30 protein-coding genes are annotated in these 26,562 nt (G+C 72.2%); 9 read left to right on the top strand and 21 right to left on the bottom strand.

All coding sequences use genetic code 11. The features are described from left to right. Positions 1-82 precede the first annotated feature (82 nt). Together OG444_RS25165 and OG444_RS25160 are read left to right on the top strand one after the other, a co-directional pair. Complete coding sequence (locus OG444_RS25165) at positions 83-679, top strand: DUF1003 domain-containing protein (RefSeq protein ID WP_327266922.1); 597 nt, start codon at positions 83-85, stop codon at positions 677-679. A gap of 87 nt (positions 680-766) precedes the next feature. Beyond that, positions 767-1,882, top strand: a complete 1,116-nt coding sequence (locus tag OG444_RS25160) for an Mrp/NBP35 family ATP-binding protein (RefSeq protein ID WP_383201639.1) — start codon at positions 767-769, stop codon at positions 1,880-1,882. Between the two features lie 119 nt (positions 1,883-2,001). Here the strand turns inward: OG444_RS25160 and OG444_RS25155 are convergent, their stop codons facing one another. The 5 genes from OG444_RS25155 to sigE all read right to left on the bottom strand — a co-directional run bounded on the left by OG444_RS25155 (position 2,002) and on the right by sigE (position 6,339). Then, positions 2,002-2,733 carry a hypothetical protein gene (locus tag OG444_RS25155; protein WP_327264301.1) on the bottom strand — a complete coding sequence of 244 codons (732 nt, stop codon included), beginning with the start codon at positions 2,731-2,733 and terminating at the stop codon, positions 2,002-2,004. A 139-nt stretch (positions 2,734-2,872) separates the two neighbouring features. Beyond that, positions 2,873-3,310, bottom strand: a complete 438-nt coding sequence (locus OG444_RS25150) for a sec-independent translocase (protein WP_327264300.1) — start codon at positions 3,308-3,310, stop codon at positions 2,873-2,875. Between the two features lie 117 nt (positions 3,311-3,427). Continuing rightward, positions 3,428-4,849 (bottom strand): S1C family serine protease, encoded by a 1,422-nt coding sequence (locus OG444_RS25145; protein WP_327264299.1) that lies wholly within the window; start codon positions 4,847-4,849, stop codon positions 3,428-3,430. Between the two features lie 54 nt (positions 4,850-4,903). Further along, on the bottom strand, positions 4,904-5,563 hold the full coding sequence (locus OG444_RS25140; RefSeq protein WP_442810611.1) for a zf-HC2 domain-containing protein: 660 nt from the start codon (positions 5,561-5,563) through the stop codon (positions 4,904-4,906). Beyond that, positions 5,560-6,339 carry an RNA polymerase sigma factor SigE gene (gene sigE / locus OG444_RS25135; protein ID WP_327264298.1) on the bottom strand — a complete coding sequence of 260 codons (780 nt, stop codon included), beginning with the start codon at positions 6,337-6,339 and terminating at the stop codon, positions 5,560-5,562. Before sigE ends, OG444_RS25140 begins: the two co-directional genes overlap by 4 nt. Positions 6,340-6,517: 178 nt before the next feature. On the opposite strand from sigE, the gene OG444_RS25130 reads away from it, so the two are divergent. Continuing rightward, positions 6,518-7,180: an O-methyltransferase gene (locus tag OG444_RS25130; RefSeq protein WP_030385883.1), complete on the top strand. Its 663-nt coding sequence runs from the start codon at positions 6,518-6,520 to the stop codon at positions 7,178-7,180. Positions 7,181-7,241: 61 nt separating this feature from the next. Here OG444_RS25130 and OG444_RS25125 read toward each other — a convergent pair whose 3' ends face one another. Continuing rightward, the gene (locus OG444_RS25125) at positions 7,242-7,859 is read right to left on the bottom strand and encodes a hypothetical protein (RefSeq protein WP_327264297.1); all 618 of its coding nucleotides are present in this window, start codon (positions 7,857-7,859) and stop codon (positions 7,242-7,244) included. 160 nt (positions 7,860-8,019) lie between these two features. After that, positions 8,020-8,187: a DUF3117 domain-containing protein gene (locus OG444_RS25120; protein ID WP_003966491.1), complete on the bottom strand. Its 168-nt coding sequence runs from the start codon at positions 8,185-8,187 to the stop codon at positions 8,020-8,022. A gap of 333 nt (positions 8,188-8,520) precedes the next feature. Between OG444_RS25120 and OG444_RS25115 the strand changes: the two genes are divergently transcribed. Beyond that, a complete protein-coding gene (locus OG444_RS25115; protein ID WP_327264296.1) occupies positions 8,521-9,324 on the top strand; it encodes an enoyl-CoA hydratase/isomerase family protein in 804 nt (267 codons plus the stop codon). Between the two features lie 22 nt (positions 9,325-9,346). Here OG444_RS25115 and OG444_RS25110 read toward each other — a convergent pair whose 3' ends face one another. Continuing rightward, positions 9,347-9,925: a DNA-3-methyladenine glycosylase I gene (locus tag OG444_RS25110; RefSeq protein ID WP_327264295.1), complete on the bottom strand. Its 579-nt coding sequence runs from the start codon at positions 9,923-9,925 to the stop codon at positions 9,347-9,349. Further along, on the bottom strand, positions 9,922-10,290 hold the full coding sequence (locus tag OG444_RS25105) for a DivIVA domain-containing protein (RefSeq protein WP_327266921.1): 369 nt from the start codon (positions 10,288-10,290) through the stop codon (positions 9,922-9,924). The genes OG444_RS25110 and OG444_RS25105 overlap by 4 nt, the downstream gene beginning before the upstream one ends. A gap of 77 nt (positions 10,291-10,367) precedes the next feature. Between OG444_RS25105 and folP the strand changes: the two genes are divergently transcribed. Further along, positions 10,368-11,228 carry a dihydropteroate synthase gene (gene folP / locus OG444_RS25100; RefSeq protein ID WP_327264294.1) on the top strand — a complete coding sequence of 287 codons (861 nt, stop codon included), beginning with the start codon at positions 10,368-10,370 and terminating at the stop codon, positions 11,226-11,228. Positions 11,229-11,269: 41 nt separating this feature from the next. On the opposite strand, the gene OG444_RS25095 is transcribed toward folP, so the two are convergent. Further along, positions 11,270-12,037, bottom strand: coding sequence for a TIGR00730 family Rossman fold protein (locus OG444_RS25095; protein ID WP_327264293.1), 768 nt, complete (start codon positions 12,035-12,037; stop codon positions 11,270-11,272). 64 nt (positions 12,038-12,101) lie between these two features. Continuing rightward, positions 12,102-13,181 carry a succinyl-diaminopimelate desuccinylase gene (gene dapE / locus OG444_RS25090; RefSeq protein WP_327264292.1) on the bottom strand — a complete coding sequence of 360 codons (1,080 nt, stop codon included), beginning with the start codon at positions 13,179-13,181 and terminating at the stop codon, positions 12,102-12,104. 87 nt (positions 13,182-13,268) lie between these two features. Between dapE and OG444_RS25085 the strand changes: the two genes are divergently transcribed. Both OG444_RS25085 and OG444_RS25080 read left to right on the top strand, forming a co-directional pair. Then, the gene (locus OG444_RS25085; RefSeq protein WP_327264291.1) at positions 13,269-14,249 is read left to right on the top strand and encodes a hypothetical protein; all 981 of its coding nucleotides are present in this window, start codon (positions 13,269-13,271) and stop codon (positions 14,247-14,249) included. A 278-nt stretch (positions 14,250-14,527) separates the two neighbouring features. Further along, positions 14,528-14,902 carry an ATP-binding protein gene (locus tag OG444_RS25080; RefSeq protein ID WP_327264290.1) on the top strand — a complete coding sequence of 125 codons (375 nt, stop codon included), beginning with the start codon at positions 14,528-14,530 and terminating at the stop codon, positions 14,900-14,902. A gap of 78 nt (positions 14,903-14,980) precedes the next feature. Here the strand turns inward: OG444_RS25080 and dapC are convergent, their stop codons facing one another. Beyond that, positions 14,981-16,075: a succinyldiaminopimelate transaminase gene (gene dapC / locus OG444_RS25075; RefSeq protein ID WP_327264289.1), complete on the bottom strand. Its 1,095-nt coding sequence runs from the start codon at positions 16,073-16,075 to the stop codon at positions 14,981-14,983. Positions 16,076-16,192: 117 nt separating this feature from the next. Further along, the gene (gene fdxA / locus OG444_RS25070; RefSeq protein ID WP_030011906.1) at positions 16,193-16,522 is read right to left on the bottom strand and encodes a ferredoxin; all 330 of its coding nucleotides are present in this window, start codon (positions 16,520-16,522) and stop codon (positions 16,193-16,195) included. Positions 16,523-16,639: 117 nt separating this feature from the next. Here fdxA and OG444_RS25065 point away from each other — a divergent pair, with 117 nt between their 5' ends. Continuing rightward, entirely contained in the window at positions 16,640-17,626 is a 987-nt protein-coding gene (locus OG444_RS25065) for a GNAT family N-acetyltransferase (protein ID WP_327264288.1), read from the top strand. Beyond that, entirely contained in the window at positions 17,524-18,417 is an 894-nt protein-coding gene (locus tag OG444_RS25060; RefSeq protein ID WP_327264287.1) for a transglutaminase-like domain-containing protein, read from the top strand. The genes OG444_RS25065 and OG444_RS25060 overlap by 103 nt, the downstream gene beginning before the upstream one ends. Positions 18,418-18,490: 73 nt before the next feature. Here OG444_RS25060 and OG444_RS25055 read toward each other — a convergent pair whose 3' ends face one another. The 8 genes from OG444_RS25055 to OG444_RS25020 all read right to left on the bottom strand — a co-directional run bounded on the left by OG444_RS25055 (position 18,491) and on the right by OG444_RS25020 (position 26,538). Further along, a complete protein-coding gene (locus tag OG444_RS25055; protein WP_327264286.1) occupies positions 18,491-20,332 on the bottom strand; it encodes a peptidoglycan binding domain-containing protein in 1,842 nt (613 codons plus the stop codon). 343 nt (positions 20,333-20,675) lie between these two features. Then, entirely contained in the window at positions 20,676-21,059 is a 384-nt protein-coding gene (locus tag OG444_RS25050) for a DUF6113 family protein (protein WP_327264285.1), read from the bottom strand. Then, a complete protein-coding gene (gene mshB / locus OG444_RS25045) occupies positions 21,056-21,952 on the bottom strand; it encodes an N-acetyl-1-D-myo-inositol-2-amino-2-deoxy-alpha-D-glucopyranoside deacetylase (RefSeq protein ID WP_327264284.1) in 897 nt (298 codons plus the stop codon). Before mshB ends, OG444_RS25050 begins: the two co-directional genes overlap by 4 nt. 24 nt (positions 21,953-21,976) lie before the next feature. After that, positions 21,977-22,171: a hypothetical protein gene (locus OG444_RS25040; protein WP_030012369.1), complete on the bottom strand. Its 195-nt coding sequence runs from the start codon at positions 22,169-22,171 to the stop codon at positions 21,977-21,979. Between the two features lie 351 nt (positions 22,172-22,522). Further along, positions 22,523-23,611, bottom strand: coding sequence for an ABC transporter ATP-binding protein (locus tag OG444_RS25035; RefSeq protein WP_327264283.1), 1,089 nt, complete (start codon positions 23,609-23,611; stop codon positions 22,523-22,525). Then, positions 23,604-24,587, bottom strand: coding sequence for an ABC transporter ATP-binding protein (locus OG444_RS25030; protein WP_327264282.1), 984 nt, complete (start codon positions 24,585-24,587; stop codon positions 23,604-23,606). The genes OG444_RS25035 and OG444_RS25030 overlap by 8 nt, the downstream gene beginning before the upstream one ends. A gap of 12 nt (positions 24,588-24,599) precedes the next feature. Beyond that, the gene (locus OG444_RS25025; RefSeq protein ID WP_383203170.1) at positions 24,600-25,622 is read right to left on the bottom strand and encodes an ABC transporter permease; all 1,023 of its coding nucleotides are present in this window, start codon (positions 25,620-25,622) and stop codon (positions 24,600-24,602) included. Then, positions 25,615-26,538, bottom strand: coding sequence for an ABC transporter permease (locus tag OG444_RS25020; protein ID WP_327264281.1), 924 nt, complete (start codon positions 26,536-26,538; stop codon positions 25,615-25,617). The genes OG444_RS25025 and OG444_RS25020 overlap by 8 nt, the downstream gene beginning before the upstream one ends. Positions 26,539-26,562: the final 24 nt, after the last annotated feature.

The raw sequence follows: 26,562 nt of genomic DNA, 5'->3' as shown, positions 1-26,562 counted from the left end.
AGGACGCTTCGACCGGGGACGGGGCGAGCAGGCGCGCGAGCGGCGCCGGGAGCAGATCCGGGAGCGGCGCGAGCAGGCGCGGATGCAGGCGCGCGAGCACGGATTGGCGGCGGACGCGGCGGAACGTTCCGGCGAGCGCGCGGCGAAGTCGTCGGGCACCGGGTCGAGCGCGCTGACGCGCTCGCGGGTGCGCCTGGACCTGCCGCGCGCGCCGCGGCGGTCGCTGCTGCCCGAGTACGACCCGGAGGCCTTCGGACGGCTGTCGGAGCGGGTGGCGCGCTTCCTGGGCACCGGCCGGTTCATCGTCTGGATGACCCTGGTCGTCGTCGTGTGGGTGCTGTGGAACGTCTTCGCGCCCGACAACCTGCGGTTCGACAAGTACCCCTTCATCTTCCTGACGCTGATGCTGTCGCTCCAGGCCTCCTACGCGGCTCCGCTGATCCTGCTCGCGCAGAACCGCCAGGACGACCGCGACCGGGTCACGCACGAGCAGGACCGCAAGCAGAACGAGCGGTCCATCGCCGACACGGAGTACCTGACCCGGGAAATCGCCGCCCTGCGGATGGGTCTGGGCGAGGTCGCCACGCGCGACTGGATCAGGTCCGAGTTCCAGGACCTGATCAAGGAGATGGACGAGCGGCGTCTATTCCCCGCGGAACGTGATGAAGGCGACCGCTGACGGGCTTTCCTGCGGCCTGCTACCGAGCCGTACCATCGGTGCATGGCTACCGACACAAGCTCCGCCGCCGTGCCTGAGCAGGACGCGATCCTGGACGCGCTGGCGACGGTGAACGACCCCGAGATCCACCGGCCGATCACCGAGCTCGGCATGGTCAAATCGGTGGAGATCGGTGAGGGCGGCGAGGTCGCCGTCACGGTCTACCTCACGGTGTCGGGCTGTCCCATGCGCGAGACCATCACGAAGAACGTCACCGAGGCCGTCGAGAAGGTCGCGGGCGTCACCTCCGTCGCCGTCACCCTCGACGTGATGAGCGACGAGCAGCGCAAGGACCTGGCGGCCACGCTGCGCGGCGGCACCGCCGAGCGCGAGGTGCCCTTCGCCAAGCCGGGCTCGCTGACCCGTGTGTACGCGGTCGCGTCCGGCAAGGGCGGTGTCGGCAAGTCGTCCGTCACGGTGAACCTGGCCGCGGCGATGGCGGCGGACGGCCTGAAGGTCGGCGTGGTCGACGCGGACATCTACGGCCACAGCGTGCCGCGCATGCTGGGTGTGGACGGGCGTCCGACCCAGGTCGAGAACATGATCATGCCGCCGTCCGCGCACGGCGTGAAGGTCATCTCCATCGGCATGTTCACCCCGGGCAACGCGCCGGTGGTGTGGCGCGGGCCGATGCTGCACCGCGCCCTCCAGCAGTTCCTCGCCGACGTGTTCTGGGGCGACCTGGACGTCCTGCTGCTGGACCTGCCGCCGGGCACCGGTGACATCGCGATCTCCGTTGCCCAGCTGGTGCCGAACGCGGAGATCCTGGTCGTCACCACCCCGCAGCAGGCCGCGGCCGAGGTCGCGGAGCGGGCCGGCTCCATTGCCGTGCAGACCCACCAGAAGATCGTCGGCGTGGTCGAGAACATGTCGGGCCTGCCGTGCCCGCACTGCGACGAGATGGTCGACGTCTTCGGCTCGGGCGGTGGCCAGAAGGTCGCCGACGGCCTGACCAAGACGGTCGGCGCGTCCGTGCCGGTGCTGGGCTCGATCCCGATCGACGTCCGGCTGCGCGAGGGCGGCGACGACGGCAAGCCCGTCGTGCTGTCCGACCCGGACTCCCCGGCCGGCGCGGCCCTGCGCGCGATCGCGGGCAAGCTGGGCGGCCGCGCGCGCGGACTGTCGGGCATGTCCCTGGGGATCACCCCGCGCAACAAGTTCTGATCCGGGCCCCGGATATCACGCGGAAGGGCGCCGCTCGCCGAGCGGCGCCCTTCCGCGTACCGGCGACGGGTCGCCGGCTCCCGGTCACCCGCCGCCGGTCACCCGACGGCCGCCGGGCCTCACTCGTACGAACCGAGGTCCGCGATCGCGGAGAACCCGAGCCCGTACGCGCTCATCCCGCGGCCGTAAGCACCCAGGTGGACCCCGCTGCCGGTGGACCCGGCCAGCACCCAGCCGAACTCCGACTCGCGGTAGTGGAAGGCCGTCGGCTCCCCGTCCACGGGCAGCGACAGCGTGGACCAGTCCTCACCGGCCAGGTCGTCCGCCAGCTCCCACGCGGCCTCGGTCTGCTGGTCCAGCCAGTCGTCGCGCAGCGTGTGGTCCATCTGGCCGGGCCAGCTGTAGGCCAGCAGTCCGGAGCCGGCCAGCCAGGCCGCCGAGGCGACCGAGGTGGCCTCCAGGACTCCGGTGCCGTCTCCGCTGCGGCGCAGCGGGTTGCTCGCCACGGTGATGACCACCGCGAAGCGCTCCTTCTCGCCGGTGGCGATCTCACCCCGGGCGGAGGGCTCGTCGCCGTGGCCGGTGGAGCCGTGCTCCACGGTGCCGTCGGCGGCGGTACCGACCTGCATGAGCCAGCGGGGGCCGCTGAAGGCCCCGTCCAGGCCGTACCAGGGGAAGTCCGCGGCCAGGAACCCCTCGGCCGTCCGGCGGGCCGCCGGTACGGGCGCAGGGGCCTCCTGTGGCTGCGTATCACCGTGCGGGCCGGTATCCGGCTCCTGGCCGGGTGCGCCGGCGGGGGCGAGGGCCTCCGCGGTCTGCGTCCCTGCCCGGCTGCTGCTCGTCGTCTCCATCTGGGCGGCCTCTCGTTCCGTGGGGTCCGGAACGGCCCTCCCCCTCGCTTCGCTGGGGGGACCCCCTCCCTCGGGCGTCCTGCGATCCGGACAGATGGAGGATAGCCATCCGACCGCGGATCGCCGGGCAGGCCGCGCGTCAGGTGGCGTCGGCGTCGAAGCGCGAGTGCTGCTCCGGGGCGGGGGCGGCGGGCTTCTTCAGCAGGTCGGGGCCGGTCACGGCGGGCGCGGCGGCGGGAGCCGGGGCGCTGTCGGACGCCGAGCTCTTCACGGCGTCGGAGACGTCGTTCAGCTCCTTGCGGAGGTCGAAGCTGCCGCGGATCTCCTTGAGGTCCTCGTTCTCGGTCAGCTGCTTGCGGATGAAGGTCTTCGGATTCAGGTCCTCGAACTCGAAGTCCTTGAATTCCGGGCCGAGTTCGGAGCGGATGTCGTGCTTCGCACTGTCGGAGAACTCACGGATCTTCCGGACGAAGCCGGTGACGTCCTGAATGACCTTGGGCAGCTTTTCCGGGCCGAAGATGAGAATGCCGAGCACCACGATCGTGACAAGTTCGAGTGCGCCTATGTCGTTGAACACTTGCCGCTCCTCGGCTCTCTCTCACTTCGGGCCCCGACACACGGTACCCGTCGTTGCCCGCGGGCCCATACCTCCGTACCGCCTCCGCGGCGGTTTCACCCGGCCGTCATGCCGCGCTCATGAGCCGTTCGCCGATCCGAGGACCACTTTCAGTGTGCTTTCGCGGCCGTCGCGCAGGACCGTGAGGGTCAGCGGATCGCCGGGGCGATGGGCCCGGATCTTGATGATCAGCTCGTCACCGCCGCGCACTCGCTGTCCGTCCACCTTGGTGATCACGTCTCCGGCCCGGATCCCGGCGCGCGCGCCCGGTCCGTCGGCGACCACGGACGGCTTGCCGTCCTCGCCCTTGTCCCCGACCCGGGCTCCGTCGCCCGTGTAGTCCATGTCGAGCGTGACCCCGATGACGGGGTGCGTGGCGCGGCCGGTGCGGATGAGCTCCTCGGCGACGCGCTTGCCCTGGTTGATGGGGATGGCGAAGCCGAGCCCGATGGAGCCGCCCTGCCGGGTGGGGTCGTCCTTGTCGGCCCCGCGGATGGCGCTGTTGATGCCGACCACGTGGGCCTTGGCGTCGAGGAGCGGGCCGCCGGAGTTCCCCGGGTTGATGGGGGCGTCGGTCTGCAGCGCGTCGACGTAGCTGATGTCGCTGCCGTCGCCCTTGTCGCCGCCCGCGGTGACGGGCCGGCCGGTGGCGCTGATGATGCCGGCGGTGACGGTGTTGGAGAGGTCGAACGGCGCACCGATGGCCACCACCGGATCACCGACCTTCACGTTCTCGGAGTTGCCCAGGCTCAGCGGCTGGAGCCCGCGCACCCCGCTGACCTTGACCACGGCCAGGTCGTAGCCGGAGTCGCGGCCGACCAGCTCGGCGGTGACGCTCTCGCCGGTGCTGAAGGTGACCGCTATCTCCTTGGAGTCGGCCACCACGTGGTTGTTGGTCAGGATGTGCCCCTGCTGGTCGAGCACGAAGCCGGTGCCCGTACCGCTGCCCTTCGCGCCCCGCACGTGCAGGGTCACCACCCCGGGCAGGGCGGTGGCCGCGATGCCGGCCACGCTCTCGGGTGCCCGGCCCTTGTCGGCGGCGGCTGCCTGGGGCAGTTCCAGCCGGGTGTTGGTGCGCCGTTCGGCGAGCACGCCGGCGTAGCCGCCGATCCCGCCCGCGAGCAGGGCCGTTCCGAGGCTGAGGGCCACCACCTGCCACAGCCTGATCCCGCGCGGCGTCCGGCCCCGGTCCACGACCTGCAGCGGCACGGCGGCCCAGGGGTCGTACCGCACCGCGGGGGCATCGGCCGCCTGCTGCGCCGGCTCGCCCCCGCCGGAGGGCTCGCCGAAGGTCACGCCACCGTCGGACCCAGTGCCGTAGGACCCGCTGCCGTCGGATCCGCTGCCGTAGGACCCGCTGCCGTCGGACCCGCTGCCGTCGGACCCGCTCCCGGCTTCGGGCCGGGGCGCGGGAACGCCCTCGCGGCGGCCGTCCTCGGCCGTCCCCTCGGGCCGGCTCCACCACTGCGGAGCCGGATCGGTCTGCTGCCTGTCGGCCATGGGCGCTCCCCGCGTACCTATGCGCATGTGCCGCAGATTCAATCAGGTCCCGCGTCAGCGCAGCAGGGAGACCGGGCGGGCCGGGACCTGCGGGGAGGGCCGCAGCGGCGGCAGCGGGGTCGCCACGGCCGACAGGAGGGTCGGGACGGCCGCGGGGGTGGGCAGGCGGTCACGTGCCCCCTGATCGGCCACGGGCAGGGCGGGAGGACCGGGCCGGGAGGCCGGGGCCGGGGAATCGCCCCTGAGGTTCGGGTCCGCCTCCAGTGGCAGGGCGCCACCGAGCGCGAGCGCGGCCAGCGAGACGGCCCCGGCGGCGACGAACGCGAACCGGCGGCGCGGCCGGCCCACCTCGTGGATGCGGAAGCCGTCCTGCGGCTCGGGACGGGCGGCGACCGGCAGTCCGTACGCGAACGCGTCGAACGGGCCGGCCCCCGTGGTGCCGGGCGGACCGGCGGGGCCGGACGGGTCGTCGAGACCGCCGCCCGGCAGCCCCTGCAGCCGGGCCAGCAGCCCGGCGGACAGCGGTGGCGGCGCGCTCTCCACGAACATGGTCTTCAGACGGCGCTGGGCATCGGCCTCGGCCTTGCACTTGGCGCAGGTCGCCAGGTGGGCCAGGACCCGGTCGCGGGCATCGTGCTTCAGCTCCCCGTCCACGAGGGCGGCAAGCCGGTCGCCCAGGTGCTGTTCGGCGGGGGACGGACTGACCTCGCTCACTCGGCTCCGCCCTCTCCCCCGGCGCCGGGTGCGCCCATCGCCACTCCCGCCAGTGCGCGCTGCTCGGCGCGGGCCTCGGGAGAGCGGTGCTTGAGCGCCTTGCGCAGGTGTGAACGGCCCCGGTGGATACGGCTGCGCACGGTGCCGAGCTTCACCCCGAGGGTCGCGGCGATCTCCTCGTACGAAAGACCCTCGATGTCGCACAGCACCACGGCCGCGCGGAACTCGGGGGCGAGGGTGTCCAGCGCCTGCTGCACGTCCGCGTCGAAGTGGGTGTCGTGCAGGACCTGCTGCGGGGACGGCTCACGGCTGGGCAGCCGGTCGGCGGCGTCGTCGCCGAGCGCGTCGAAGCGGATCCGCTGCTTGCGGCGGACCATGTCCAGGAAGAGGTTCGTGGTGATGCGGTGCAGCCAGCCCTCGAACGTGCCGGGCGTGTAGGTGGACAGCGAGCGGAAGACCCGGACGAAGACTTCCTGGGTCAGGTCCTCGGCGTCGTGCTGGTTGCCCGTCAGACGGTAGGCAAGGCGGTAGACCCGCGCGCTGTGCGTGCTGACGATCTCCTCCCACGAAGGAGGGGTCCACGCCTGGGAGCCCGCATCGGCGGCAAAGGTCGCGGTGGTTGCGGTGTCTGCGGTGTGGAAGCGGTCAGCAATGTTGGTCACGGATTTCGGCTCACCCGCCGACCAGAAGAGGCGTCTCAGTACGCCCCCACGATCCACAGGCGCAGCCGCACCTCCCCTATCGGCTCTGGTGGTGTCCAGCGGAGTCCCTACCATAGCCACCCCCTCTGTCAGCTCCGGATAAGCGTTTTTGCAGTATCTTTACGCGAGACTTAGGCCCCGGAGCGGTCCCGGCCGTCGATCTGCCCGGCACCGTCCCTTCTTATCCCGCCTCCACCCTTCACAACGCCCGGTCCCATCTGCGGGTTCCCGACGTCAACGGATACAGTCACCGTTGCGCCAACTATGGGGACAGGAGAGGGTCATTACCGGCAACCGGCAGACGAGCTGGGCGTTCGCCGACGCGTTTGTCGCCGAGGACGACGCTCTGCGATGGGCCCGCGACCGGTCCAGGGAAGCGGGCCTGCGGTCCGTCTCACCCGGCACCGGGGCCGCGCTGCGCCTGCTGGCCGCCACCGCGGACGCCAAGGCGGTCGCCGAGATCGGCACCGGAACCGGTGTCTCCGGCATCCACCTCCTGCACGGAATGCGCCCCGACGGGGTCCTGACCACCGTGGATCCCGAGGCGGACCGGCAGGCCTTCGCCCGCCAGGCCTTCCGCGCCGCCGGCTTCGCGGGCAACCGCGCCCGCTTCATCCCCGGCCGCGCCCTCGACGTACTGCCCCGGCTCGCCGACGGCGGATACGACCTCGTCTTCTGCGACGGGGACCCTTCCGAGTCCCTCGACTACCTCGCCGAATCGTTGCGGCTGCTGCGCCCCGGCGGACTGGTGTGCTTCGAGGGGGTCTTCTCCGACGGCCGTACGGTCGACTCCGCGGCCCAGCCGGTGGAGGTGCTGCGCGTCCGCGAGCTGCTGCGCAGCGTCCGCGAGAGCCCCGCCCTGGAGGCCGCGCTGCTCCCGGTGGGCGACGGGCTGCTGTGCGCCGTGCGCCGCTGACCACCGGGGGCGCGCCGAAGGCTCCCGTAGGGCGCGTCCTGCGGCCCTGCCGGGCGGCGGGTCAGCTCAGGAGCGCGAAGGTGAGGGCCGCGGTGCCGCCGAGCGCGGTGCCGGCGAGGAGCTGGGCCGGGGTGTGCGCCCCCAGCACCAGCCGGGACCAGCCCACCGCCGCGGCGACCAGGGCCGCGGGGAGCACCTGGATCCCGAGGACGAGCAGCAGGATCATCACGGTGCCGCCGGCCACCGACATGTGGATCGATATCTGCCAGACGATCGTGACGAGCAGCGACGACACGAGGCCCACCAGCATCGCGACGACGAGCGCGAACACCTCCCGGGGGGCGCCCAGGACGTGCAGGAGGGTGATCCCGGCGACGACGGAGACCAGGCTCAGGGCCATCGGGACGATGCGCTGGCGCCGCACCCGGATGTGCTGGTCGGTCAGTGCGCCCCGGTGGACGCCGAGGGTGATGATCCCGATCGGGACCACCCCGCAGAACAGGGCGGCGAGCAGACCCCAGCCGAGCCCGGCCCACGAGGCGGTGCTGTGCCATCCGACGAGCAGGAGCAGCGCGACCACGAGGTTCGCCGGGGCCAGCACGTCGGAGAGGACCCGGGCCGCCTTCTGGCGGGGCGTGCAGTCCGCGAAGGCGGGCGGCGCGGGCGGGGAGAAGGTCACGGCATGGCTCCCGAAGAGGTCAGGTCCAGGGGTGCTTGCAGGTCGGGCCGGCCCGGGCCGGGGCACGACACAACGCTGCCCCGGCCGCTGATCGCGGTCGGGGCAGCGCAGAGAATGCAGAAACGCAGAAGGTGGAAGTGCTGTCAGTGCCCCCGGAGGGTCAGCCGACGACCTTCTTCAGGGCGTCACCCAGGGCGTCCGCCTCATCAGGGGTCAGCTCGACGACAAGCCGACCGCCGCCCTCGAGCGGTACGCGCATGACGATGCCCCGCCCCTCCTTGGTGACCTCGAGCGGGCCGTCGCCCGTCCGCGGCTTCATGGCCGCCATGCTCGTTCCCCTTCCTGAAACCAGCTCATCGTCAGCCGACGGCCCCATTCAGGCGCCTAATACCCGGCATCGAACACATTGCTTCCCAGCCATTATCCCGCATGTCAGGACCCGATGACCAACATCGCCCGTGAACGCTTGGGCAACGCGCTCGACCAAAACCACTCATTTCGGGGATCCGCCTGCGATACTTCGCCGCCGCACCCGGGAAGCGGCATCGGCTTTCTTTGACGCACATCACATGTGCGCGCCACGTCCGGTCCGCCATGCTGGCCCTTGCACCGGACAGTACCGACCGGTAGCCCAGCCCGCGACGAAGGGGGACCCCCTGCCATGGCCGACAGCGTGCTCTACGAAGTGACCGACGGACTCGCCACCATCACGATCAACCGTCCGGACGCGATGAACGCGATGAACACCGAGGCCAAGGTCGCCCTGCGCGACGCGGTCCAGGCCGCCGCCGCGGACACCGCCGTTCGGGCCGTTCTGCTCACCGCGGCCGGCGACCGGGCCTTCTGCGTGGGCCAGGACCTCAAGGAGCACATCGGGAACCTCGCCTCGGACCGCGAGACCGGTTCCTCGCTGACCATGACCACGGTCGCCGACCACTACAACCCGATCGTGCGGGCGCTCACCGAGATGCCGAAGCCCGTGGTGGCCGGGGTCAACGGCGTCGCGGCCGGAGCGGGCTTCGGCTTCGCGCTGGCGGCGGACTTCAGGGTCGTCGCCGACACCGCGTCCTTCAACACCTCGTTCGCCGGGGTGGCGCTGACGGCCGACTCCGGGGTCTCGTGGACCCTGCCCCGTCTGATCGGCGCCTCCCGCGCCTCGGACCTGCTGCTCTTCCCGCGTTCGGTCAAGGCGCAGGAGGCGTTCGAGCTGGGCATCGTCAACCGCCTGGTGCCCGCGGACTCCCTGCACGCCGAGGCGGAGGCGGTGGCCCGCACCCTGGCCGCCGGCCCGACGGTCGCGTACGCCGCGCTGAAGGAGTCCCTGGCCTACGGGGCCTCCCACACGCTCTCCGAGGCGCTGGCCCATGAGGACGCCCTCCAGACCCGTGCAGGGGCCTCCGAGGACCACTCCATCGCCGTCCAGGCCTTCCTCGCGAAGCAGCCGCCGAAGTACCTGGGCCGCTGAGGCCGGCCCGCGGCCCGGCCGGTCAGGCCGGGTCGCGGGAGACGCAGGCGGCCAGGTGGTCGTTGACCAGCCCGCAGGCCTGCATCAGGGCGTAGGCCGTCGTGGGGCCGACGAAGCGGATGCCGGCCTTCTTCAGGGCCTTGGCGAGGGCGGTGGACTCCGTCGTGACCGCCGGGACCTCGGTGACGGTCAGCGGGGCCGGTCCCGGCTCCTCGGGGGCGTGGGACCAGATGAGGGTGTCCAGTTCGCCCGGCTCCCACCCGGCGAGGACCTTCGCGTTGGCGAGGGTCGCCTCGATCTTGGCCCGGTTGCGGATGATCCCCTCGTCGGTCAGCAGCCGCTCCGCGTCCCCGTCGCCGAACTCCGCGACCGCGGCGATCGAGAAGTCGCGGAAGGCCTTACGGAACCCCTCCCGGCGGCGCAGGATCGTCAGCCAGGACAGCCCCGACTGGAAGGCCTCCAGACACAGGCGCTCGTACAGGGCGTCGTCGCCGTGGACCGGGCGGCCCCACTCGGTGTCGTGGTAGGCCACGTAGTCCGGCGTGGACAGCGCCCACGGGCAGCGCAGCAGCCCGTCCGCGCCCGCGACCGGACCGGTCACCGCTCGCCGCCCTTGGCGAGGTCGACGTGCGCGGGCGCGTCCGCCGGGGCGTCGGCGGGCTCCGCCGCCGGGGCCTGGGACCGGGCCGTCAGCTGCGCGATGCGCGCGTCCCGTTCGGTCAGTTCGGCCGCGAGCCGCTCCAGCACGTCGTCCACCTCGGCCATCCGGTACCCGCGCGGGGCGACCGGCAGCCGCAGCGCGTCGATGTCCTCGCGCACGACGGGCCGGCTCTCCGGCAGACCGTCCGCCACCCGGTCCGGCTCCGCTTCCGGCAGGACGGCCTCCGAACCGCCGCCGATCACCGCCAGGGTGACCGCTGCCACGACCACGACCAGCGCGATCATCAAGAAGAAGAACACGATCAACTCCCCTGAGAGACTTCCGGCCACCAGGTTAAGGTCGCAGGCGAGGCGCAAGGGCCGCCGAAGGAGGAAAGAGCAGGATGCTGCGACTGGGCAGGCGCGAGTTCGACACCCACGAGCCGGTGATCATGGCCATCGTGAACCGGACGCCGGACTCCTTCTACGACCAGGGCGCGACGTTCCGCGACGAGCCGGCGCTGGACCGGGTCGAACACGCCATCGCCGAGGGCGCCGCGATCATCGACATCGGCGGCGTCAAGGCCGGCCCGGGCGAGCACGTGGACGCGGCCGAGGAGGCGCGGCGCACGGTCGGCTTCGTGGCCGAGGTACGGCGCCGCCACCCGGACGTGGTGATCAGCGTGGACACCTGGCGGCACGAGGTCGGCGAGGCGGTCTGCGAGGCCGGCGCCGATGTCCTCAACGACGCCTGGGGCGGGGTGGACCCGAGGCTGGCGGAGGTGGCCGCGCGCCACGGCGCGGGCCTGGTCTGCACCCACGCGGGCGGCGTGGAGCCGCGCACCCGGCCGCACCGGACCGCGTACGAGGACGTCATGGAGGACGTCCTGCGCGTGACGGTCGGGCTGGCGGAGCGGGCGGCGGCGCTGGGTGTGCGCCGGGACGCCATCATGATCGACCCCGGCCACGACTTCGGGAAGAACACCCGGCACTCGCTGGAGGCCACGCGCCGGCTGGACGAGATGACGGCGACCGGCTGGCCGGTCCTGGTCTCCCTGTCCAACAAGGACTTCGTCGGCGAGACCCTCGACAAGCCGGTCAAGGAACGCCTGCTGGGCACCCTGGCCACGACGGCCGTCTCGGCCTGGCTGGGCGCGCAGGTCTACCGCGTCCACGAGGTCGCCGAGACCCGGCAGATCCTGGACATGGTCCGCTCCATCCAGGGCCACCGTCCCCCGGCGGTCGCCCGCCGCGGCCTGGCCTGAGGCCTTCCGGGTCCGGGGCGGACCGCCCCGGACCCCGGGGCCTACTTGCCGACTTCCTTCGTCACCAGCGCGATGGCCTCGTCCACGTCGTCCGTGACGTGGAACAGGTAGAGGTCCTTCTCCGAGGCCTTGCCCTGGGCGATCACCGTGTTCCGCAGCCAGTCGATCAGGCCGCTCCAGTACTCCGTGCCGAACAGCACGATCGGGAAGCGGGTGATCTTCTGGGTCTGGACCAGGGTCAGCGCCTCGAACAGCTCGTCCAGCGTGCCCAGGCCGCCCGGCAGGACGACGAAGCCCTGGCTGTACTTCACGAACATCGTCTTGCGGACGAAGAAGTACCGGAAGTTCAGCCCGAGATCGACGTGCTCGTTCAGCCCCTGCTCGAAGGGCAGCTCGATGCCGAGGCCGACGGAGATGCCGCTGGCCTCCCGGGCGCCCTTGTTGGCCGCCTCCATCGCCCCCGGACCGCCGCCGGTGATCACCGCGAAGCCGGCGTCGACCAGCGCGCTGCCGATCCGTACGCCCGCGTCGTACTCGGGCGAGCCCTGCGGCGTACGGGCCGAACCGAACACGCTGATCGCGGGCGGCAGCTCGGCGAGCGTGCCGAAGCCCTCGATGAACTCCGACTGGATGCGCAGGACCCGCCAGGGATCGGTGTGCACCCACTCGGAGGGCCCGGCCGAATCCAGCAGCCGCTGGTCCGTCGTACTGCCCGCCTGCACCTGGCTCCGCCTCCTCAACACCGGCCCGAGCTGCTGCTCCTCGGGCCGACGACGAGCGGAACCTTCGGGATTGCCGTGGTTGCCCATGCTGTGCTCCCTCCTGCTGATCGTTGGATCAGGGTAGGCGCACAAAGGTGACGAGAAGCGGAATTCAGGAGGTCAGCCAGGCGCGGAGTCGTTCCTCGCAGTGCAGGATCGCCTTCGTCTCGACGCGTTCGTCGACCTTGTGCGCCAGCAGGGCGTCGCCCGGACCGTAGTTGACCGCCGGGACTCCGAGGGCGCTGAAGCGGGCGACGTCCGTCCAGCCGAACTTGGGCATCGCCCGGCCGCCGACCGCCTCCATGAAGGCCGCCGCCGCCGGGTGGGACAGCCCCGGGAGGGCGCCGCCCGAGGAGTCGTCGACCACGAACTCGGCGATGTCGCAGTCCGCGAACACCTCCCGTACGTGGGCCAGCGCCTCGGCCTCGGTACGGTCCGGGGCGTAGCGGAAGTTGACCGTCACCGTGCACGCGTCGGGGATGACGTTGTTGGCGACGCCGCCCGCGATGCGGACCGCGTTGAGGCCCTCGTGGTACTCCAGGCCGTCGATGACCGGCTTGCGGGGCTCGTAGGCCGCCAGCCGGGCGAGGATCGGGCCCGCCGTGTGGATGGCGTTGGAGCCCATCCAGCTGCGGGCGGAGTGGGCGCGCTCGCCGGCGGTGCGCAGCAGGACGCGCAGGGTGCCCTGGCAGCCGCCCTCGACCTCGGCGTTGGAGGGTTCCAGCAGGACGGCGAAGTCGCCCGTCAGCCAGTCGGGGTGGGCTTCGGCGACCTTGCCGAGGCCGTTGAGGTCGGCGGCGACCTCCTCCTGGTCGTAGAAGACGAAGGTGAGGTCCCGGTTGGGCTCGGGCACGGTCGCGGCGATGCGCAGCTGCACGGCGACACCGGACTTCATGTCGGTGGTGCCGCAGCCCCACAGCACGTCGTTCTCGTCGAGGCGGGAGGGCACGTTGTCGGCGATCGGCACGGTGTCGAGGTGGCCGGCGAGCACGACGCGCTCGGCCCGGCCGAGGTTCGTTCGGGCCACGACGTTGTTGCCGAAGCGGTCCACGGTCAGGTGGGCAAGGCCCCGCAACGCGTGTTCCACGAGGTCGGCGAGTACCTTCTCGTCGCCGCTCACGGACGGAATGTCGACGAGCCGGGCGGTCAGCTCGGCGGCGTCCAGGGTGAGGTCCAGCTCGGATTCGGACATGGAGCTGACCCTAATGCCCCGAGCTGCGGCAAAGCCTCCTGCGTCCGGCCGGTGGACGCGTCATATGCCTCAAGTACGGTGGGCCGCGTGTCCGAGACCCGTGATCCCCGTCCTCGTCGCCGCCGGCTGCTCCGGGCGGTGGTCGGTCTGCTCGTTCTCCTCGCGGTGATCGGGTATTTCGCCGTGCAGCGCGATTCGAACGGTGGCGGCGGTGCCCCGTTCTGCGTGGCCGGCGCGGATCCGGTCGGGGAGGACGAAACGTCCGCGACGTACGAGATGTCCCCGGAGCAGGCGGCGAACGCGGCGACGATAGCCGCGGTCGGCATCGCGAAGGGGCTGCCGGACCGGGCGGTGACCATCGCGCTGGCGACCGCCATGCAGGAGTCGGCGCTGCGCAACCTCGACCACGGCGACCGGGACTCCCTGGGCCTCTTCCAGCAGCGGCCGTCGATGGGCTGGGGCACTCCGGAGCAGATCACGGACCCCGTCTACTCGGCCGGGATCTTCTACGACCACCTCGTCGACGTGCCGGGGTACTCGCGGCTGCCGCTGACGGTGGCCGCGCAGAAGGTGCAGCGCAGCGGGTTCCCGCAGGCGTACGCGAAGCACGAGCCGGACGCGACCGTGCTGACGGCGGCCTTCGCCGGGGGCGGCACCGTGAACTGCGGCGGGCCCGCGCCGACGGGGCCGGGCGATCCGCAGCGGGTGCGGGCCGACCTGGTCCGGATCTTCGGTGAGGACGGGCCGCACACGTTCGCCGCGCAGGGCGGCGGCCAGGCCGGCCGGAGCGTCGGCGGGGGCCAGGGCGCACCGGAGGCCGAGGTGACCCTGGTGGAGAAGCGCGACGGCGGCGAGGCCGCCACGCGCCGCAGCCGGGCGATGGCCCACTGGGCGGTGGCCAACTCCAAGGAGCTGGGCATCTCCCGGGTCTCCTACGACCGGCACGGCTGGATCGGGGGCCGGGACCGCGGACGGTGGCAGGACCGGGGCGGCGCGAAGACCGAGGACGGCAAGGGGGATCCCTACGGCGCGGGACCGGGCGAGGTGCGGATCTTCCTGGCTCGCTGATCCCCGCGGCGGGCCGGACCGATCACCGCGGCGGGCCGGGGCACGCGCCGGAGGCGCCCGGGCTCACGTACGAGTGATCACTCCTGAGGGGGGATCCGTGTAGCGGGCCACGGATCCCGGATCCGGAAGGAAGCCCTGGTCGGCGCGCATCCAATGCGCTTTTCGCGGAAGCCGATTAAACGATGCGTTACCGATCCTTTACCCACCGGCACCGCAACTCCACCCGCCCCCGGAGCGGTTAGTCACGGCGTACTCAGCCGCTACCGCTTAGGAGCAACATGTCTCTCCCCCTGACCCGCCGGATCGCCCGTGCCGCGCTGCTGATCGCAGCCGGGGCCGCTCCCGTGGTCGGTGCGGCCGGCGCGGCCAGTGCCGCCGGTCTGGAGTCCGTGCCGCAGCTGGGCCAGCTCACCGCCCCCGACGCTGCCACGGCCACGGACGCCACGGCCGTGGCCACGGACGCCGTGGACACCGCCGGCGGCGCCACCAAGAGCCTGCCGGCTCCCGCCTCCGAGGTGGCCGGTACCGCGCAGGGCCTGCTCGGCGGGCTGCCCGCGGCCCAGGAGCTGCCGGTGTCCTCGCTGCCGGCCTCCGGCGGCCTGCCGGGCGGACTGCCCGGGGGCCTGCCCGGCGGCCTGCCGCTGGTCGGCTGACGCCGCAGGAACCACCGAGGGGGCCGGGAGTGCGAACTCCCGGCCCCCTCGGGCATTCTCGCCGTGGAACGCGGCCGGTCAGCCGAGGCGCTTGACCGCGGCCTCCACGCGCTCGTCGGTGGCGGTGAAGGCGACGCGCACGAACCGTGCGCCCGCCTCGCCGTAGAAGTCGCCCGGCGCGACCAGGATGCCGAGGCCGGCGAGGTGGGCGACGGTGTCCCAGCAGGGCTCGTCGCGGGTCACCCACAGGTAGAGGCTGGCCTCGCTGTGCTCGACCCGGAAGCCGTGCGCCTCCAGGGCCGTGCGCAGCGCGGCGCGGCGGGCGGCGTAGCGCTCGCGCTGCTCCTCGACGTGGGTGTCGTCGCCGAGCGCGGCGACGGTGGCCGCCTGCACCGGGGCGGGGGTCATCATGCCGCCGTGCTTGCGGATCTCCAGCAGCTCGCCGAGCACTTCGGGGTCACCGGCGACGAAGGCCGCCCGGTAGCCGGCCAGGTTGGAGCGCTTGGAGAGGGAGTGGACCGCGACGATGCCCTCGTACGAGCCGCCGCACACGTCGTCGTGGAGGACGGAGACGGGCTCGGCCTCCCAGCCCAGCTCCAGGTAGCACTCGTCGCTGAAGAGCAGGATCCCGTGCTCGCGCGCCCAGGCCACGATCCGGACGAGCTCCTCCTTGGCCAGGACCTTGCCGGTGGGGTTGGACGGGGAGTTGAGCCACAGCAGCTTCACGCCGGCCGGGTCGAGGTCGGTCGGGTCGTCGTAGACGACCGCCTCTGCGCCGCACAGCCGCGCGCCGACCTCGTAGGTGGGGTAGGCGAGCCGGGGGTAGGCGACCTTGTCGCCGGCGCCCAGGCCCAGCTGGGTCGGCAGCCAGGCGACCAGTTCCTTGGAGCCGACGACCGGCAGGACGTTGCGGTGTCCGGCGGCGCTCGCGCCGAGGCGGCCGCGCACCCAGCCGGTGATCGCGTCGCGCAGGGCGACGGTGCCCCACACGGTCGGGTAGCCCGGGGAGTCGGCGGCCTCGATCAGGGCGCGCCGGATCAGCTGCGGGACCGGGTCGACGGGCGTGCCGACCGAAAGGTCGACGATGCCGTCCGCGTGGGCCGCCGCCGTGGCCTTGTACGGCTCCAGCTTGTCCCAGGGGAAGGCGGGAAGACGGTCGGATACTGCGGCCACGGTGGTCTCTGCTCTCTCTGAGTGCTGGTTGCGGGGTCGGAGTACGCCCCGGTAAACACGTCGGTCCCGTGCGGCGGGAAGGCCGTACGGGACCGAGGGGCGCGTCTGCCTGAAAGGTCAGTGCTCGCCGTTGATACCGGCGGGCAGCGCCGCGACGAAGGGGTGATCGCGCTCGATCAGGCCCAGCTTGGAGGCACCACCGGGCGAACCGAGCTCGTCGAAGAACTCGACATTCGCCTTGTAGTAGTCCTTCCACTCCTCCGGGGTGTCGTCCTCGTAGAAGATGGCCTCGACCGGGCAGACCGGCTCACACGCGCCACAGTCGACGCACTCGTCCGGGTGGATGTACAAGGACCGCTGGCCCTCGTAGATGCAGTCGACGGGGCACTCTTCGATGCATGCCTTGTCCTTGACGTCGACACAAGGCTCCGCGATGACGTAGGTCACGCTCTCGTTCCTCCTCGGTAGGGCTTTCCATATCGCGCGGGAGCGCGGCGTCGTCGATGCCCGCACCTAGTATCTCCGTTCCCGGGCACGATCCGAACAGGAGGGGCGGACAGAGCTGTGGAAATCACTGCCGGTGGACTGCTGGAGGTCCGAATCACCCCGGCTGACGTGGGTAAACGAGTCTCTGTACGACGGGTGGAGACCGGACTGAGCGGATCACCCGAGTTCACGGACACGGTCGGGGTTCTCACATCCTGGGACCAGGGTGTGCTGCTGATCACAAAGAAGAACGGGCAGTCCGTCCGTATCGCGGAATCGTCGCTGGTGGCAGGCAAGACCGTGCCTCCGGCGCCGGCCCGGCGACGGGGTCCGGCGGCCTCCTTCGAGGAGCTTTCGAGGGTCACGGCGCGGGCCTGGCAGCCGCTGGAGAGCGAGCCCCTGGGCGACTGGACGCTGCGGGCGGCCGCCGGATTCACCCGGCGGGCCAACTCCGTGCTGCCGCTCGGCGACCCGGGGATACCCCTGGACGATGCACTCGCGCGAGTGACCTCCTGGTACGCGCGGCGCTCCCTCCCGGCCTATGTGCAGGTGGCCACGGGCGCGGCCGGCACCCAGGAGATGCTCGCCGCGGAGCTGGAGCGGCGCGGCTGGGCGTCCGAGGTGTCGGCGGAGGTACGGATCGGCGCGCTGGCGCCGGTGGGTGACGTGGACGCGCCCGCGGCCGGGGCCGTACGTCTGACCCGTGTCCCGGACGAGGACTGGCTCGGGCGCTACGGGAAGGTGAGCGACCCGGACCTGGCCCGGCGGATGCTGGTCGAGGGACCGTCGGTGTGGTTCGCGGCGCTGGCCGGGGGCCGGGCGATCGGGCGGTGCGTGGTGGACGGCCGGTGGGCCGGCTTCGCGGCGGTGACGGTCGATCCCGCGCACCGGCGGGAGGGCCTGGCGACGGCGGTGATGGCCGCGCTGGCCCGGCGGGCGCTGGAGGAGGGCGCGTCGGCGGCATGGCTCCAGGTCGAGACGGACAATCCGGGGGCGCTGGCCCTGTACGACGGGCTGGGCTTCGCGACGCACCACACCTACCACCACTACCGGGCGGCGACGTGAGCGCGGAGGCCTGGCGGGAGCAGTTCGCGGCCGAGGCCCGCGCCGAGCGGCCCGATCTGGCGCTGCTGTGCCTGCTGCTGGCGACCGAGGGGGACCCGGAGCTGGACGAGCGCGCCATGGACTGGGCACAGATCGAGCTGGACCGGCTGGCCGGGATGCTGCCGTACGGGCTGCGCGGCGGGCGGGCGTGGGCGTCCGCGGTGACGGAACTGCTGGGCGGGCGCCTGGGGTTCCACGGCACCCCGGCGGACTACGACCGGCTGTCGTCCTCGCTGCTGCACGAGGTACTGAGGCGGCGGCGCGGGCTGCCGATCCTGCTGTCGGTGGTGTGGCTGGAGGTCGCCCGGCGGGCCGGTGCGCCGGTGTACGGGCTGGGGCTGCCGGGGCACTTCGTGGTGGGCTTCGGGGACCCGGAGGAGGGTGTGGTGGTGGACCCGTTCGCGGGCGGCGCGTCGCTGGGCACGGGGCCGGCGGAGCTGGCGTCGGGGCCGCGCGAGCCGGCCAGGACGCTGGACATCGTGCTGCGGATCCTGGGGAACATCAGGGCCTGGGCCTCGGCCCGTCCGGAGCACTCGGGGGTGGCCCTGTGGGCGCTGGAGCTGTCGCTGCTGCTGCCGTCGCACCCGGCGGCGCTGCGGTACGAGCGGGCGCGGCTGCTGGTGGAGCGGGGTTCCTTCCGGGAGGGCGCGGCCGAGCTGGACGCGTACGCCGGGGTGGTGTCCGCGGTGGACGCCGAAGCGGCGGCCCGGATCCGCTCGGAGGCCCTCTCCGCCCGCGCGCTGCTGAACTGACCCGCCGCCGCACGGTGCCACGGCCAGTGCCCCCGCCCGGGTCCGGGCGGGGGCACTGGCCGTGGCAGGCGGGTCAGCTGGGGTTGGTGTCGATGACCACGGTGCGCTCGGCCGTGGTCTTGCCGCGCAGGGCCTTGCCGAGGGCGCCGGCGATGTCCTGCGGGGTGACGGCCGTCTTGTCGCCGGTGCCGCGGGTGATCAGGATCCCGTCGAAGGTGTTCCCGTAGGTCGCCTTGAGCGCCTCCAGGTCGTACTTCTCGGTCAGCCGGCCGTCCACGGCCGACATGCTCAGGATCTTGGGCAGGGACCTGCTGCCGAAGGCCAGGGACTTCGTGCCCACCTTGACGATGGCGTTGGCGGACATCGCCGGCTCGGCGAACTCCTTCATGGCCCGGTCCAGTTCGGCCTGGCCGACGGCCGGCGCCTTCGTGGTCGTCGGCAGTTCGGCGACGGCCGCCTTGCCGGTGGCGACCTGGTCCTTGAAGGCCTTGGTCACCAACGGGACGGAGGCGTCCACGTCGAGGGTGGTGCCGGGGGTGCCGGGGACCGCGACGGCCTTGCCGGTGTCGAACTTGATGGAGGCCTCGGTGGCCGATCCGGCCGTGCCCGCGAGTTCCTGCAGCGCGACCTGGAGCTTCTCCTCGTCGATCGGCATCACCGGGTCCGCGACCCGGTGGTTGCCGAGGAGCGAGCCGATGACCGTGACCGGGTTGTAGTCGCTGCCGGCCGCGTTGCGGACGGTGGTCTGCGCGTCCAGGGTCAGACCGGCCTTCTCCGGCTTCAGCTCGACCGGCTTGCCGCCGACGCTGAGCTGGATCGGGGCGGCGGCGCGGGTGCCGAAGGCCGTCTGGAGCTTGGAGACGGCCTCGTCGCGGCTGCCGCTGATGTCGACGTCGAGGACGGTGGTGCCCTTGGGGACGTCGGAGTGGTTCAGGAGCAGCCCGGCGCCGTAGGCCACGCCGATGAGGCCGATGACCGCGCCGCCGAGCAGGACCGCCTTGGAGCGGCCCTTCTTGGCGGGCTTGCCGGTGGCCTTCGGCTGGGCGGGCGCGGGCCGGGGGGTGGCCGGCGCGGGGGCCGGTACGGGGCCGGGCAGCGGGCCGTCCAGGTCCGGGCCGGGCCACTGCGGAGCCTCGTCGAAGGCGGCCGCGCCGGCCGGGCCGCCGACGGGGCCGGTGCCGAAGCCGGGGCCGCCGGTCGGTCCGGCGGGAGCGCTGCCGTAGGCCGGGAACGCCTCGGTGACGGGGCCGCCGTCGCCCTGGTCGGCGCCGTACGCGGGGAAGCCCTGGGTGCTGCCGACGCCCGGGCCGCCGGGCATCGGGGCCGTGGGAGCGGGCATGGGGGCCTGGGCGAAGCCCTGGCCGTAGTCCGCCGCGGGCGGCTGCGGGGTGCGCTGCGGCGCGTAGGCGGCGTTCGGCCCGGACATCGGCGGGGCCTGGGCGCGCGGCGGGGCGGCGTAGCCCGCGCCTGGCCCGGCCGGCGGCGGCGTGGGGGTCGGGGTCGGCGTCGGGGACGGCGTCCGGGTGGGCAGCGGCATCTGGCCCGTGGCGGGGCCCGGTGCGGGCGCCGGGGCCTGCGCCGCCGGCTTGCGGGGGGCGAACCAGTTGCTGGCGGCCGCCTCCTCGGCCTCGGCCGGGGCGGGCGCCTGGGCGTGGGGCGGCTCGGGCGCGGCCTCGATGCGGGTCGGCTGCGGCTTCGGGCGCTGCGCGAGCGGCGGCTGGGACGCCGGCCCGGGCGCGGGCTCCGGACCGGGCTGCTCCCCGGATCCGGCCGGGCCGGAGTTGGTGCCCATCGCCTTGCGCACGACCACCGGCGGGATCGGCCGCGAACCCGGGATGTTGATCCGGATCCGGGTCGTCAGGGTGGTCTCTGTCTTGGGCCCGTCGGAATCGGGCGTGGACGGCTTCGAGGTCACAGAGTTCTCCTCCGGAGCGGTCGCCGCAGCGTCCGTGGACGGGTACTGGCCGGTTCCGTACGGCGGTGTACCCGAGGGGTAGGCGGCTCCACCGTGCCCCTTGGGCCCGGAGGACGAACTGTCGGTTTCACGACTCAAGGCAGGTTCTCCCGGTTGGCTCCGCCGCCCGTCATTGGGTGCGCGGGCAGCTCGGCGGCCCGTCCACCATACTGGCCGCCGCCCGCACGCAACTGACTGCGGGGAATCAGGGGTTCCTGATAGTCCCGGTCAAACCCCTCTGAAGCGCCCGCCGGGCCGCGGCGCGCGCCCCTCGCCGTACCTCCCTACGAGGTCCGACATCACGTCACTTGGCAGGCCGGGCGGCCGAAACCGGCCGATCCTGCGGACCGCGCATCGTGGCGCACATCACAGCGAGAACCGTTCCACCCAAAAGGTAGACGTACGTGCCGATTCCGGACGAACCGAGGAGGAAGTCCCCCTCGGGGCGCGGGACGCTGAGCATCACGTACGAGAGGAACCAGCCCGCCGCGGCGCCGCCCACACCGGGGCCGGTGCCGAGGGCGATCCGGCCGCCGAGGAACAGCCCGAAGACCGCCAGCAGGGCGAGCAGCAGACCGCCGGGGAACCACAGGTCCACCACCAGCCAGCCGGCCGCTCCGGTCAGTACGCCCAGGACGAGCAGACCCAGGCAGCCGGCGATCCGCCCGGCCGTCAGCGTGCCGCTCACGCCTGGACCCCCGCGAAGAGGTCGTGTTCGCGTTCGCCCGCCGGGGCGCCCGGCCGGCCCTCGGCCAGTTCGTAGTACTCGCGGGTGAACAGCGGCTGCGCCAGGTCGTTGGAGAGCGCGAAGAAGGGCCCGTCCACGGCGATCTGGGTGGCGTGCGCCCGCATGGCGGCCGCCTTCGCCGCAACGAAGGTGTCCTTGGCGTCGATCTCGGCGGTGATCCGCTCGTCGGCGACGACCCCCGGCACGTCCTCGGGCGAGCCCACTCCCGGGAAGGTCACCTCGCCGCCCGCGGCGCGCAGCCGGGCGAAACCCTCCTCGACCACCGAGCGCGGGACGCGGTTCCAGTAGATCTTCCCGACCGTGTGGGGCGCGCCGAGGTCGCGCCGGTACGCGGTTTCCGCGGCCAGTTCGGCGGCGCGCATGGCGACCCGGTGGGCCTGGATGTGGTCCGGGTGCCCGTATCCGCCGTCCGGGTCGTAGGTGACGAGCACCTGCGGGCGCAGCTCCCGGATCACCTCCACGAGGTACGAGGCGGCCTCGTCCACGTCGGCGGCCCAGAAGGCCTCCGGGCGGTGGTTCTGCGGGGCGCCCATCATCCCGGAGTCCCGGAAGCGGCCGGGGCCGCCGAGGAACCGGTGGTCGTGGACGCCCAGTTCGGCCATGGCCGCGGCGAGCTCGCCGACGCGGTGGGCGCCGAGGGCGTCGTCGCGGTCGGCCGCCAGGTGGGCGAGACCGGGCGGGATGACCTCACCCTCCTCGCCGAGGGTGCAGGTCACCAGCGCGACGTGGGCACCCTCGGCCGCGTACTTGGCCATGGTGACGCCGTTGTTGATCGACTCGTCGTCGGGGTGCGCGTGCACGAGGAGCAGACGACGGGCGGGAAGACCGTTCATGGGGCCCAGCCTACGAGGCCGGAGCTAGAACTTGAGGCCACTGATCATGCTCGCCACGTTCGAGGTGAGCTGGCTGAGGGTCGGGGCGATGGTGGAACTCGCCAGGTAGAAGCCGAGCAGTACGCAGACCACCGCATGTCCCGCCTTCAGGCCCGCCCTTCGGACCAGCAGGAAGACGATGATCGCCAGCAGCACCACGGCGGAGATCGAGAGTGCCACGGCGTTTCACCTCCACGTCGAGCGGATATCGGTACGCGTATTCGTGCTCGGCAGGAGTCATACCCACCGTGCGCTACGGATCATAACTATCCGTACCAGCGCATCGATCGAAATCCGGCAGCACGAGGGGCGCATGCCGCGCATGAGTGGGGTCACGGGGAGGCCGGCCGGCGAGGCCGTACGCCTCCCCGGCCGGCTGTCGGCACCCGCACGGCCGCACGGCATCCAGGCTGCACGCCTCAGATCTCGGGGCAGAAACGGTCAAGTTGCCTCCGTGTTAACGGGGTTGAGGGGTACGGCGGCCGTTCCCCGTCGTACGCACAGCGGTGGCCGGAAATGATCGGTGGGCGGCTACTCCTTCGTCAGCGGATCCGCCGGCGGGGGTGACGGCGGATCCGAGGGCGGGACCGGCGGCGCGTCCGACGGCGGGACCACCTGCTTCTCCGCCGCGAAGTGACAGGCCGACGGGTGCGCCGCCGGGCCCGGGGGAAAGACCTGCGGCACCGCGAGCAGCGGGACCTCGGCCGTGCAGCGGGGCTCGGCCTTCCAGCAGCGGGTGCGGAAGGGGCAGCCCGAGGGCGGGTTGGCCGGGGAGGGCACGTCACCGGTGAGGATGATCCGCTCGCGGTGGGCGCGGGCCTCCGGGTCCGGGACCGGGACGGCGGAGAGCAGTGCCTGGGTGTACGGGTGGGTCGGGTGGTCGTAGATCTCGCGGTCGGTGCCGATCTCGACGATCCGGCCCAGGTACATGACGCCGACCCGGTCGGAGATGTGCCGGACGATCGAGAGGTCGTGCGCGATGAAGACGTAGGACAGGTCGAAGTCGCTCTGGAGCCGGTCCAGCAGGTTGATCACCTGGGCCTGGACGGAGACGTCCAGTGCGGAGACGGGCTCGTCCGCGACGATGATCTCGGGCTGCAGGGCGAGGCCGCGGGCGATGCCGATGCGCTGGCGCTGGCCGCCGGAGAACTGGTGCGGGTAGCGGTTGATGTACTCCGGGTTCAGACCGACGACGTCGAGCAGTTCCTGGACCCGTTGCCGGCGCGAGCCCTTGGGAGCCACCTCGGGATGGATCTCGTACGGCTCCCCGATGATGTCGCCGACCGTCATGCGCGGGTTCAGCGAGGTGTACGGGTCCTGGAAGACCATCTGGATGTTGCGGCGCACGGCCTTCAGGGCGCGCCCCGACAGCTTGGTGATGTCCTCGCCCTTGTACGAGATCGCACCCGCGGTGGGCCGCTCCAGGTTGACGAGCATCTTGGCCACGGTGGACTTGCCGCAGCCGGACTCGCCGACGATGCCCAGCGTCTCACCGGCGCGCAGGTCGAAGGAGACCCCGTCGACGGCCTTGACCGCGCCGACCTGCTTGCGGAAGACGACGCCCCGGGTGAGCGGGTAGTGCTTGACCAGGTCCTTCACTTCCAGAAGGGGCTCAGCCATGGAGGCACTCCTTCCAGAAGTGGCAGGCGCTGGTCCGCTCCACCGGGGACTCGGTCACCCGGTACAGCGGGGGGACGTCGGTGCGGCACACCGCCTGCGCCATCGGACAGCGCGGGTTGAAGGCGCAGCCGGGCGGGATGGCCACCAGGTTCGGCGGCAGGCCCTTGATGGCGTACAGCTCCTGGCCCTTCTGGTCCAGGCGCGGGATGGAGTCCAGGAGGCCGCGCGTGTACGGGTGCGCGGGCGCCTTGTAGATCTCGTGGACGGGGGCCGCCTCGACGATCCGGCCCGCGTACATGACCGCGATCTTGTCGGCGACATCGGCGACCACGCCCAGGTCGTGGGTGATCAGGATGAGGCCCATGTTCAGCTCGCGCTGCAGCTCGGCCAGCAGGTCCATCACCTGGGCCTGGACGGTGACGTCCAGGGCCGTCGTCGGCTCGTCCGCGATGATCAGCGAGGGCTCCAGGGCCAGTGCCATGGCGATCATGATGCGCTGGCGCATGCCGCCCGAGAACTGGTGCGGGTAGTCCCCCACCCGCTCCTTCGCCGCCGGGATCTTCACCCGGTCCATCAGCTCGACGGCCTTGCGCTTGGCGTCCTTGCGGGACGTCCCGCGGTGGACCTCGTACATCTCGCCGAGCTGCGCACCCACGCTCAGGACCGGGTTCAGGGAGGAGAGCGCGTCCTGGAAGATCATCGCCATCTCGGCGCCGCGGATCTTCCGGCGCTCCTCCTCCTTCATCTTGAGGAGGTCCTTGCCCTTGAAGAGGATCTCGCCGCCCGCGATGCGGCCCGGCGGCATGTCGAGGATGCCCATCACGGCCTGGGCGGTCACCGACTTGCCGGAGCCGGACTCGCCGAGCACGGCGAGCGTCTCGCCCTCGGCCACCGAGTAGTTGACGCCGTTGACGGCCTTGGCGACTCCGTCGCGCGTCTTGAATTCCACGTGCAGGTCGCGGACTTCGAGCAGCATGTGCGGGGCTCCTCAGCGCAGCTTGGGGTCGAGGGCGTCGCGCACCGCGTCGCCGAGCATGATGAAGGCGAGCACGGTCAGGCTCAGCGCGCCGGCCGGCCAGAGCAGCATGTGCGGGGCGTTGCGGATCTGCGAGGCCGCGTTGGAGATGTCGATGCCCCAGGACACGGTGGGCGGGCGCAGGCCGACGCCGAGGAAGGACAGGGTGGCCTCCAGGGCGATGTAGGTGCCGAGCGCGATGGTCGCGACGACGATGACCGGGGCGACGGCGTTGGGCGCCACGTGCCGGAGCATCATCCGGCCGTTGCCGGCGCCGAGGGCCCGGGCGGCCTGGACGTAGTCGTTCTGCTTGGCGGTGATGACGGAGCCGCGGCCGATGCGGGCGATCTGCGGCCAGCCGAGGAGCACGATGAAGCCGACGACCGGCCAGACGGTGGTGCTGGTGACCACGGACAGGAAGACCAGGCCGCCGAGGACGACGGGGATGCCGAAGAAGATGTCCGCGACCCGGGACAGCAGCGCGTCGCCCCAGCCGCCGAAGAACCCGGCGAGCCCGCCGAGCACCGAGCCGAGCAGGGCCGCGCCGAGGGTGGCGCAGACGCCCACGGTGATGGAGGCGCGGGCCCCGTAGACGGTACGGGTGTACACGTCGCAGCCCTGGGTGTCGTAGCCGAAGGGGTGGCCCGGGGAGGAGCCCTGCTGCGACTTGGACAGGTCGCACTGCAGCGGGTCGCCGCTCGCGATGAGCTGCGGCCAGATCGAGATGATCACGAGGAAGAGGATCATGAGCGAGGAGATGACGAAGACGGGGTTGCGGCGCAGCTGGTGCCAGGCGTCGGACCACAGGGAGCGGGGCTTCTCGCCGGGGCCGGTCCCGCCCCGGGGGCCGGTCTTCTCGATGCCCTCCAGGCTCTCGGCCTCCTCCAGCGCGAGATCCATGGGGCCGCCCTGCCCGGTCGGGGAGACCGCCTCGTGCGGGCGGGGACCGACGGGGTCGTAGCCGCCGGGCCCTTCGGGGCGCTCGGGGTCAGGCATAACGGATCCTCGGGTCCAGGACCGCGTAGAGCAGGTCGACGAGCAGGTTCGCCAGCAGGAAGACGATGACGAGGATGGTCACGAAGCCCACGACCGTCGGGGAGTTGTTGCGCAGGATGCCCTGGTAGAGCTGGTATCCGACGCCGTGGATGTTGAAGATCCGCTCGGTGACGATGGCTCCGCCCATCAGGGCGCCGATGTCGGTGCCGATGAAGGTGACGACGGGGATGAGCGAGTTGCGCAGCAGGTGGCGGGTGACGACCCGGCGGCGCGGCAGACCCTTGGCGACGGCGGTGCGCACGTAGTCGGCCTTGACGTTCTCGGCGATGGAGGTGCGGGAGAGCCGGGTGACGTAGGCGAGGGAGACCAGCGCGAGCACGATGCCGGGCAGGATCAGCTCGCCGAAGGGGGCGTCCGGGGAGACGGTGGGCCGCACCCAGCCCCATTTGACGCCGAAGAGGTACTGGAGCAGATAGCCCGTCACGAACGTCGGCACGGAGATGACGACGAGGGTGAGCACCAGCACGGTGGTGTCGACGGACCTGCCGCGGCGCAGACCGCTGATCACGCCGAGGGTGATGCCGATGACGATCTCGAAGAAGATCGCGACGATGGTCAGGCGCAGGGTGACGGGGAAGGCGCTGGCCATCAGCTCGGTGACGGGCTGGCCGTTGAAGGCCGTGCCGAAGTCGCCCTGGAAGATCTGGCCCATGTAGTGGAGGTACTGCTTCCACAGCGGCTGGTCGAGATAGAGGTCCTTGCGGATGCGCGCGGCGGTGGCCGGGTCGGGTGCCTTGTCGCCGAACAGGGCCGCGACCGGATCACCGAGCGCGTACACCATGAAGAAGATCAGGAACGTGCTGCCGATGAACACCGGGATCATCTGGAGCAGCCGCCGGATCACATAACGTCCCATGGACTGCTCCAGGATCGATCCGAA

Source organism: Streptomyces sp. NBC_01232 (assembly GCF_035989885.1).
Taxonomy (GTDB): Bacteria; Actinomycetota; Actinomycetes; order Streptomycetales; family Streptomycetaceae; genus Streptomyces.
Note: the sequence above shows the minus strand (reverse complement) of the source record. Positions and strands in the feature narration are given on the sequence as shown.

Bases quoted from the DNA above. Each gene is read 5' to 3' on its own strand.
- dapE (WP_327264292.1), bottom strand. From the start codon at position 13,181: ATGTCCGAATCCGAGCTGGACCTCACCCTGGACGCCGCCGAGCTGACC.
- OG444_RS25165 (WP_327266922.1), top strand. From the start codon at position 83: ATGCAGGCGCGCGAGCACGGATTGGCGGCGGACGCGGCGGAACGTTCC.
- OG444_RS25030 (WP_327264282.1), bottom strand. From the start codon at position 24,587: ATGCTGCTCGAAGTCCGCGACCTGCACGTGGAATTCAAGACGCGCGAC.
- OG444_RS25020 (WP_327264281.1), bottom strand. From the start codon at position 26,538: ATGGGACGTTATGTGATCCGGCGGCTGCTCCAGATGATCCCGGTGTTC.
- OG444_RS25120 (WP_003966491.1), bottom strand. From the start codon at position 8,187: ATGGCGGCCATGAAGCCGCGGACGGGCGACGGCCCGCTCGAGGTCACC.
- OG444_RS25145 (WP_327264299.1), bottom strand. From the start codon at position 4,849: ATGGCCGACAGGCAGCAGACCGATCCGGCTCCGCAGTGGTGGAGCCGG.
- OG444_RS25025 (WP_383203170.1), bottom strand. From the start codon at position 25,622: ATGCCTGACCCCGAGCGCCCCGAAGGGCCCGGCGGCTACGACCCCGTC.
- folP (WP_327264294.1), top strand. From the start codon at position 10,368: ATGCTGCGACTGGGCAGGCGCGAGTTCGACACCCACGAGCCGGTGATC.
- OG444_RS25080 (WP_327264290.1), top strand. From the start codon at position 14,528: ATGTCTCTCCCCCTGACCCGCCGGATCGCCCGTGCCGCGCTGCTGATC.
- OG444_RS25115 (WP_327264296.1), top strand. From the start codon at position 8,521: ATGGCCGACAGCGTGCTCTACGAAGTGACCGACGGACTCGCCACCATC.
- OG444_RS25095 (WP_327264293.1), bottom strand. From the start codon at position 12,037: ATGGGCAACCACGGCAATCCCGAAGGTTCCGCTCGTCGTCGGCCCGAG.
- OG444_RS25155 (WP_327264301.1), bottom strand. From the start codon at position 2,733: ATGGAGACGACGAGCAGCAGCCGGGCAGGGACGCAGACCGCGGAGGCC.
- sigE (WP_327264298.1), bottom strand. From the start codon at position 6,339: ATGGTAGGGACTCCGCTGGACACCACCAGAGCCGATAGGGGAGGTGCG.
- OG444_RS25060 (WP_327264287.1), top strand. From the start codon at position 17,524: ATGGCTCCAGGTCGAGACGGACAATCCGGGGGCGCTGGCCCTGTACGA.
- mshB (WP_327264284.1), bottom strand. From the start codon at position 21,952: ATGAACGGTCTTCCCGCCCGTCGTCTGCTCCTCGTGCACGCGCACCCC.
- OG444_RS25035 (WP_327264283.1), bottom strand. From the start codon at position 23,611: ATGGCTGAGCCCCTTCTGGAAGTGAAGGACCTGGTCAAGCACTACCCG.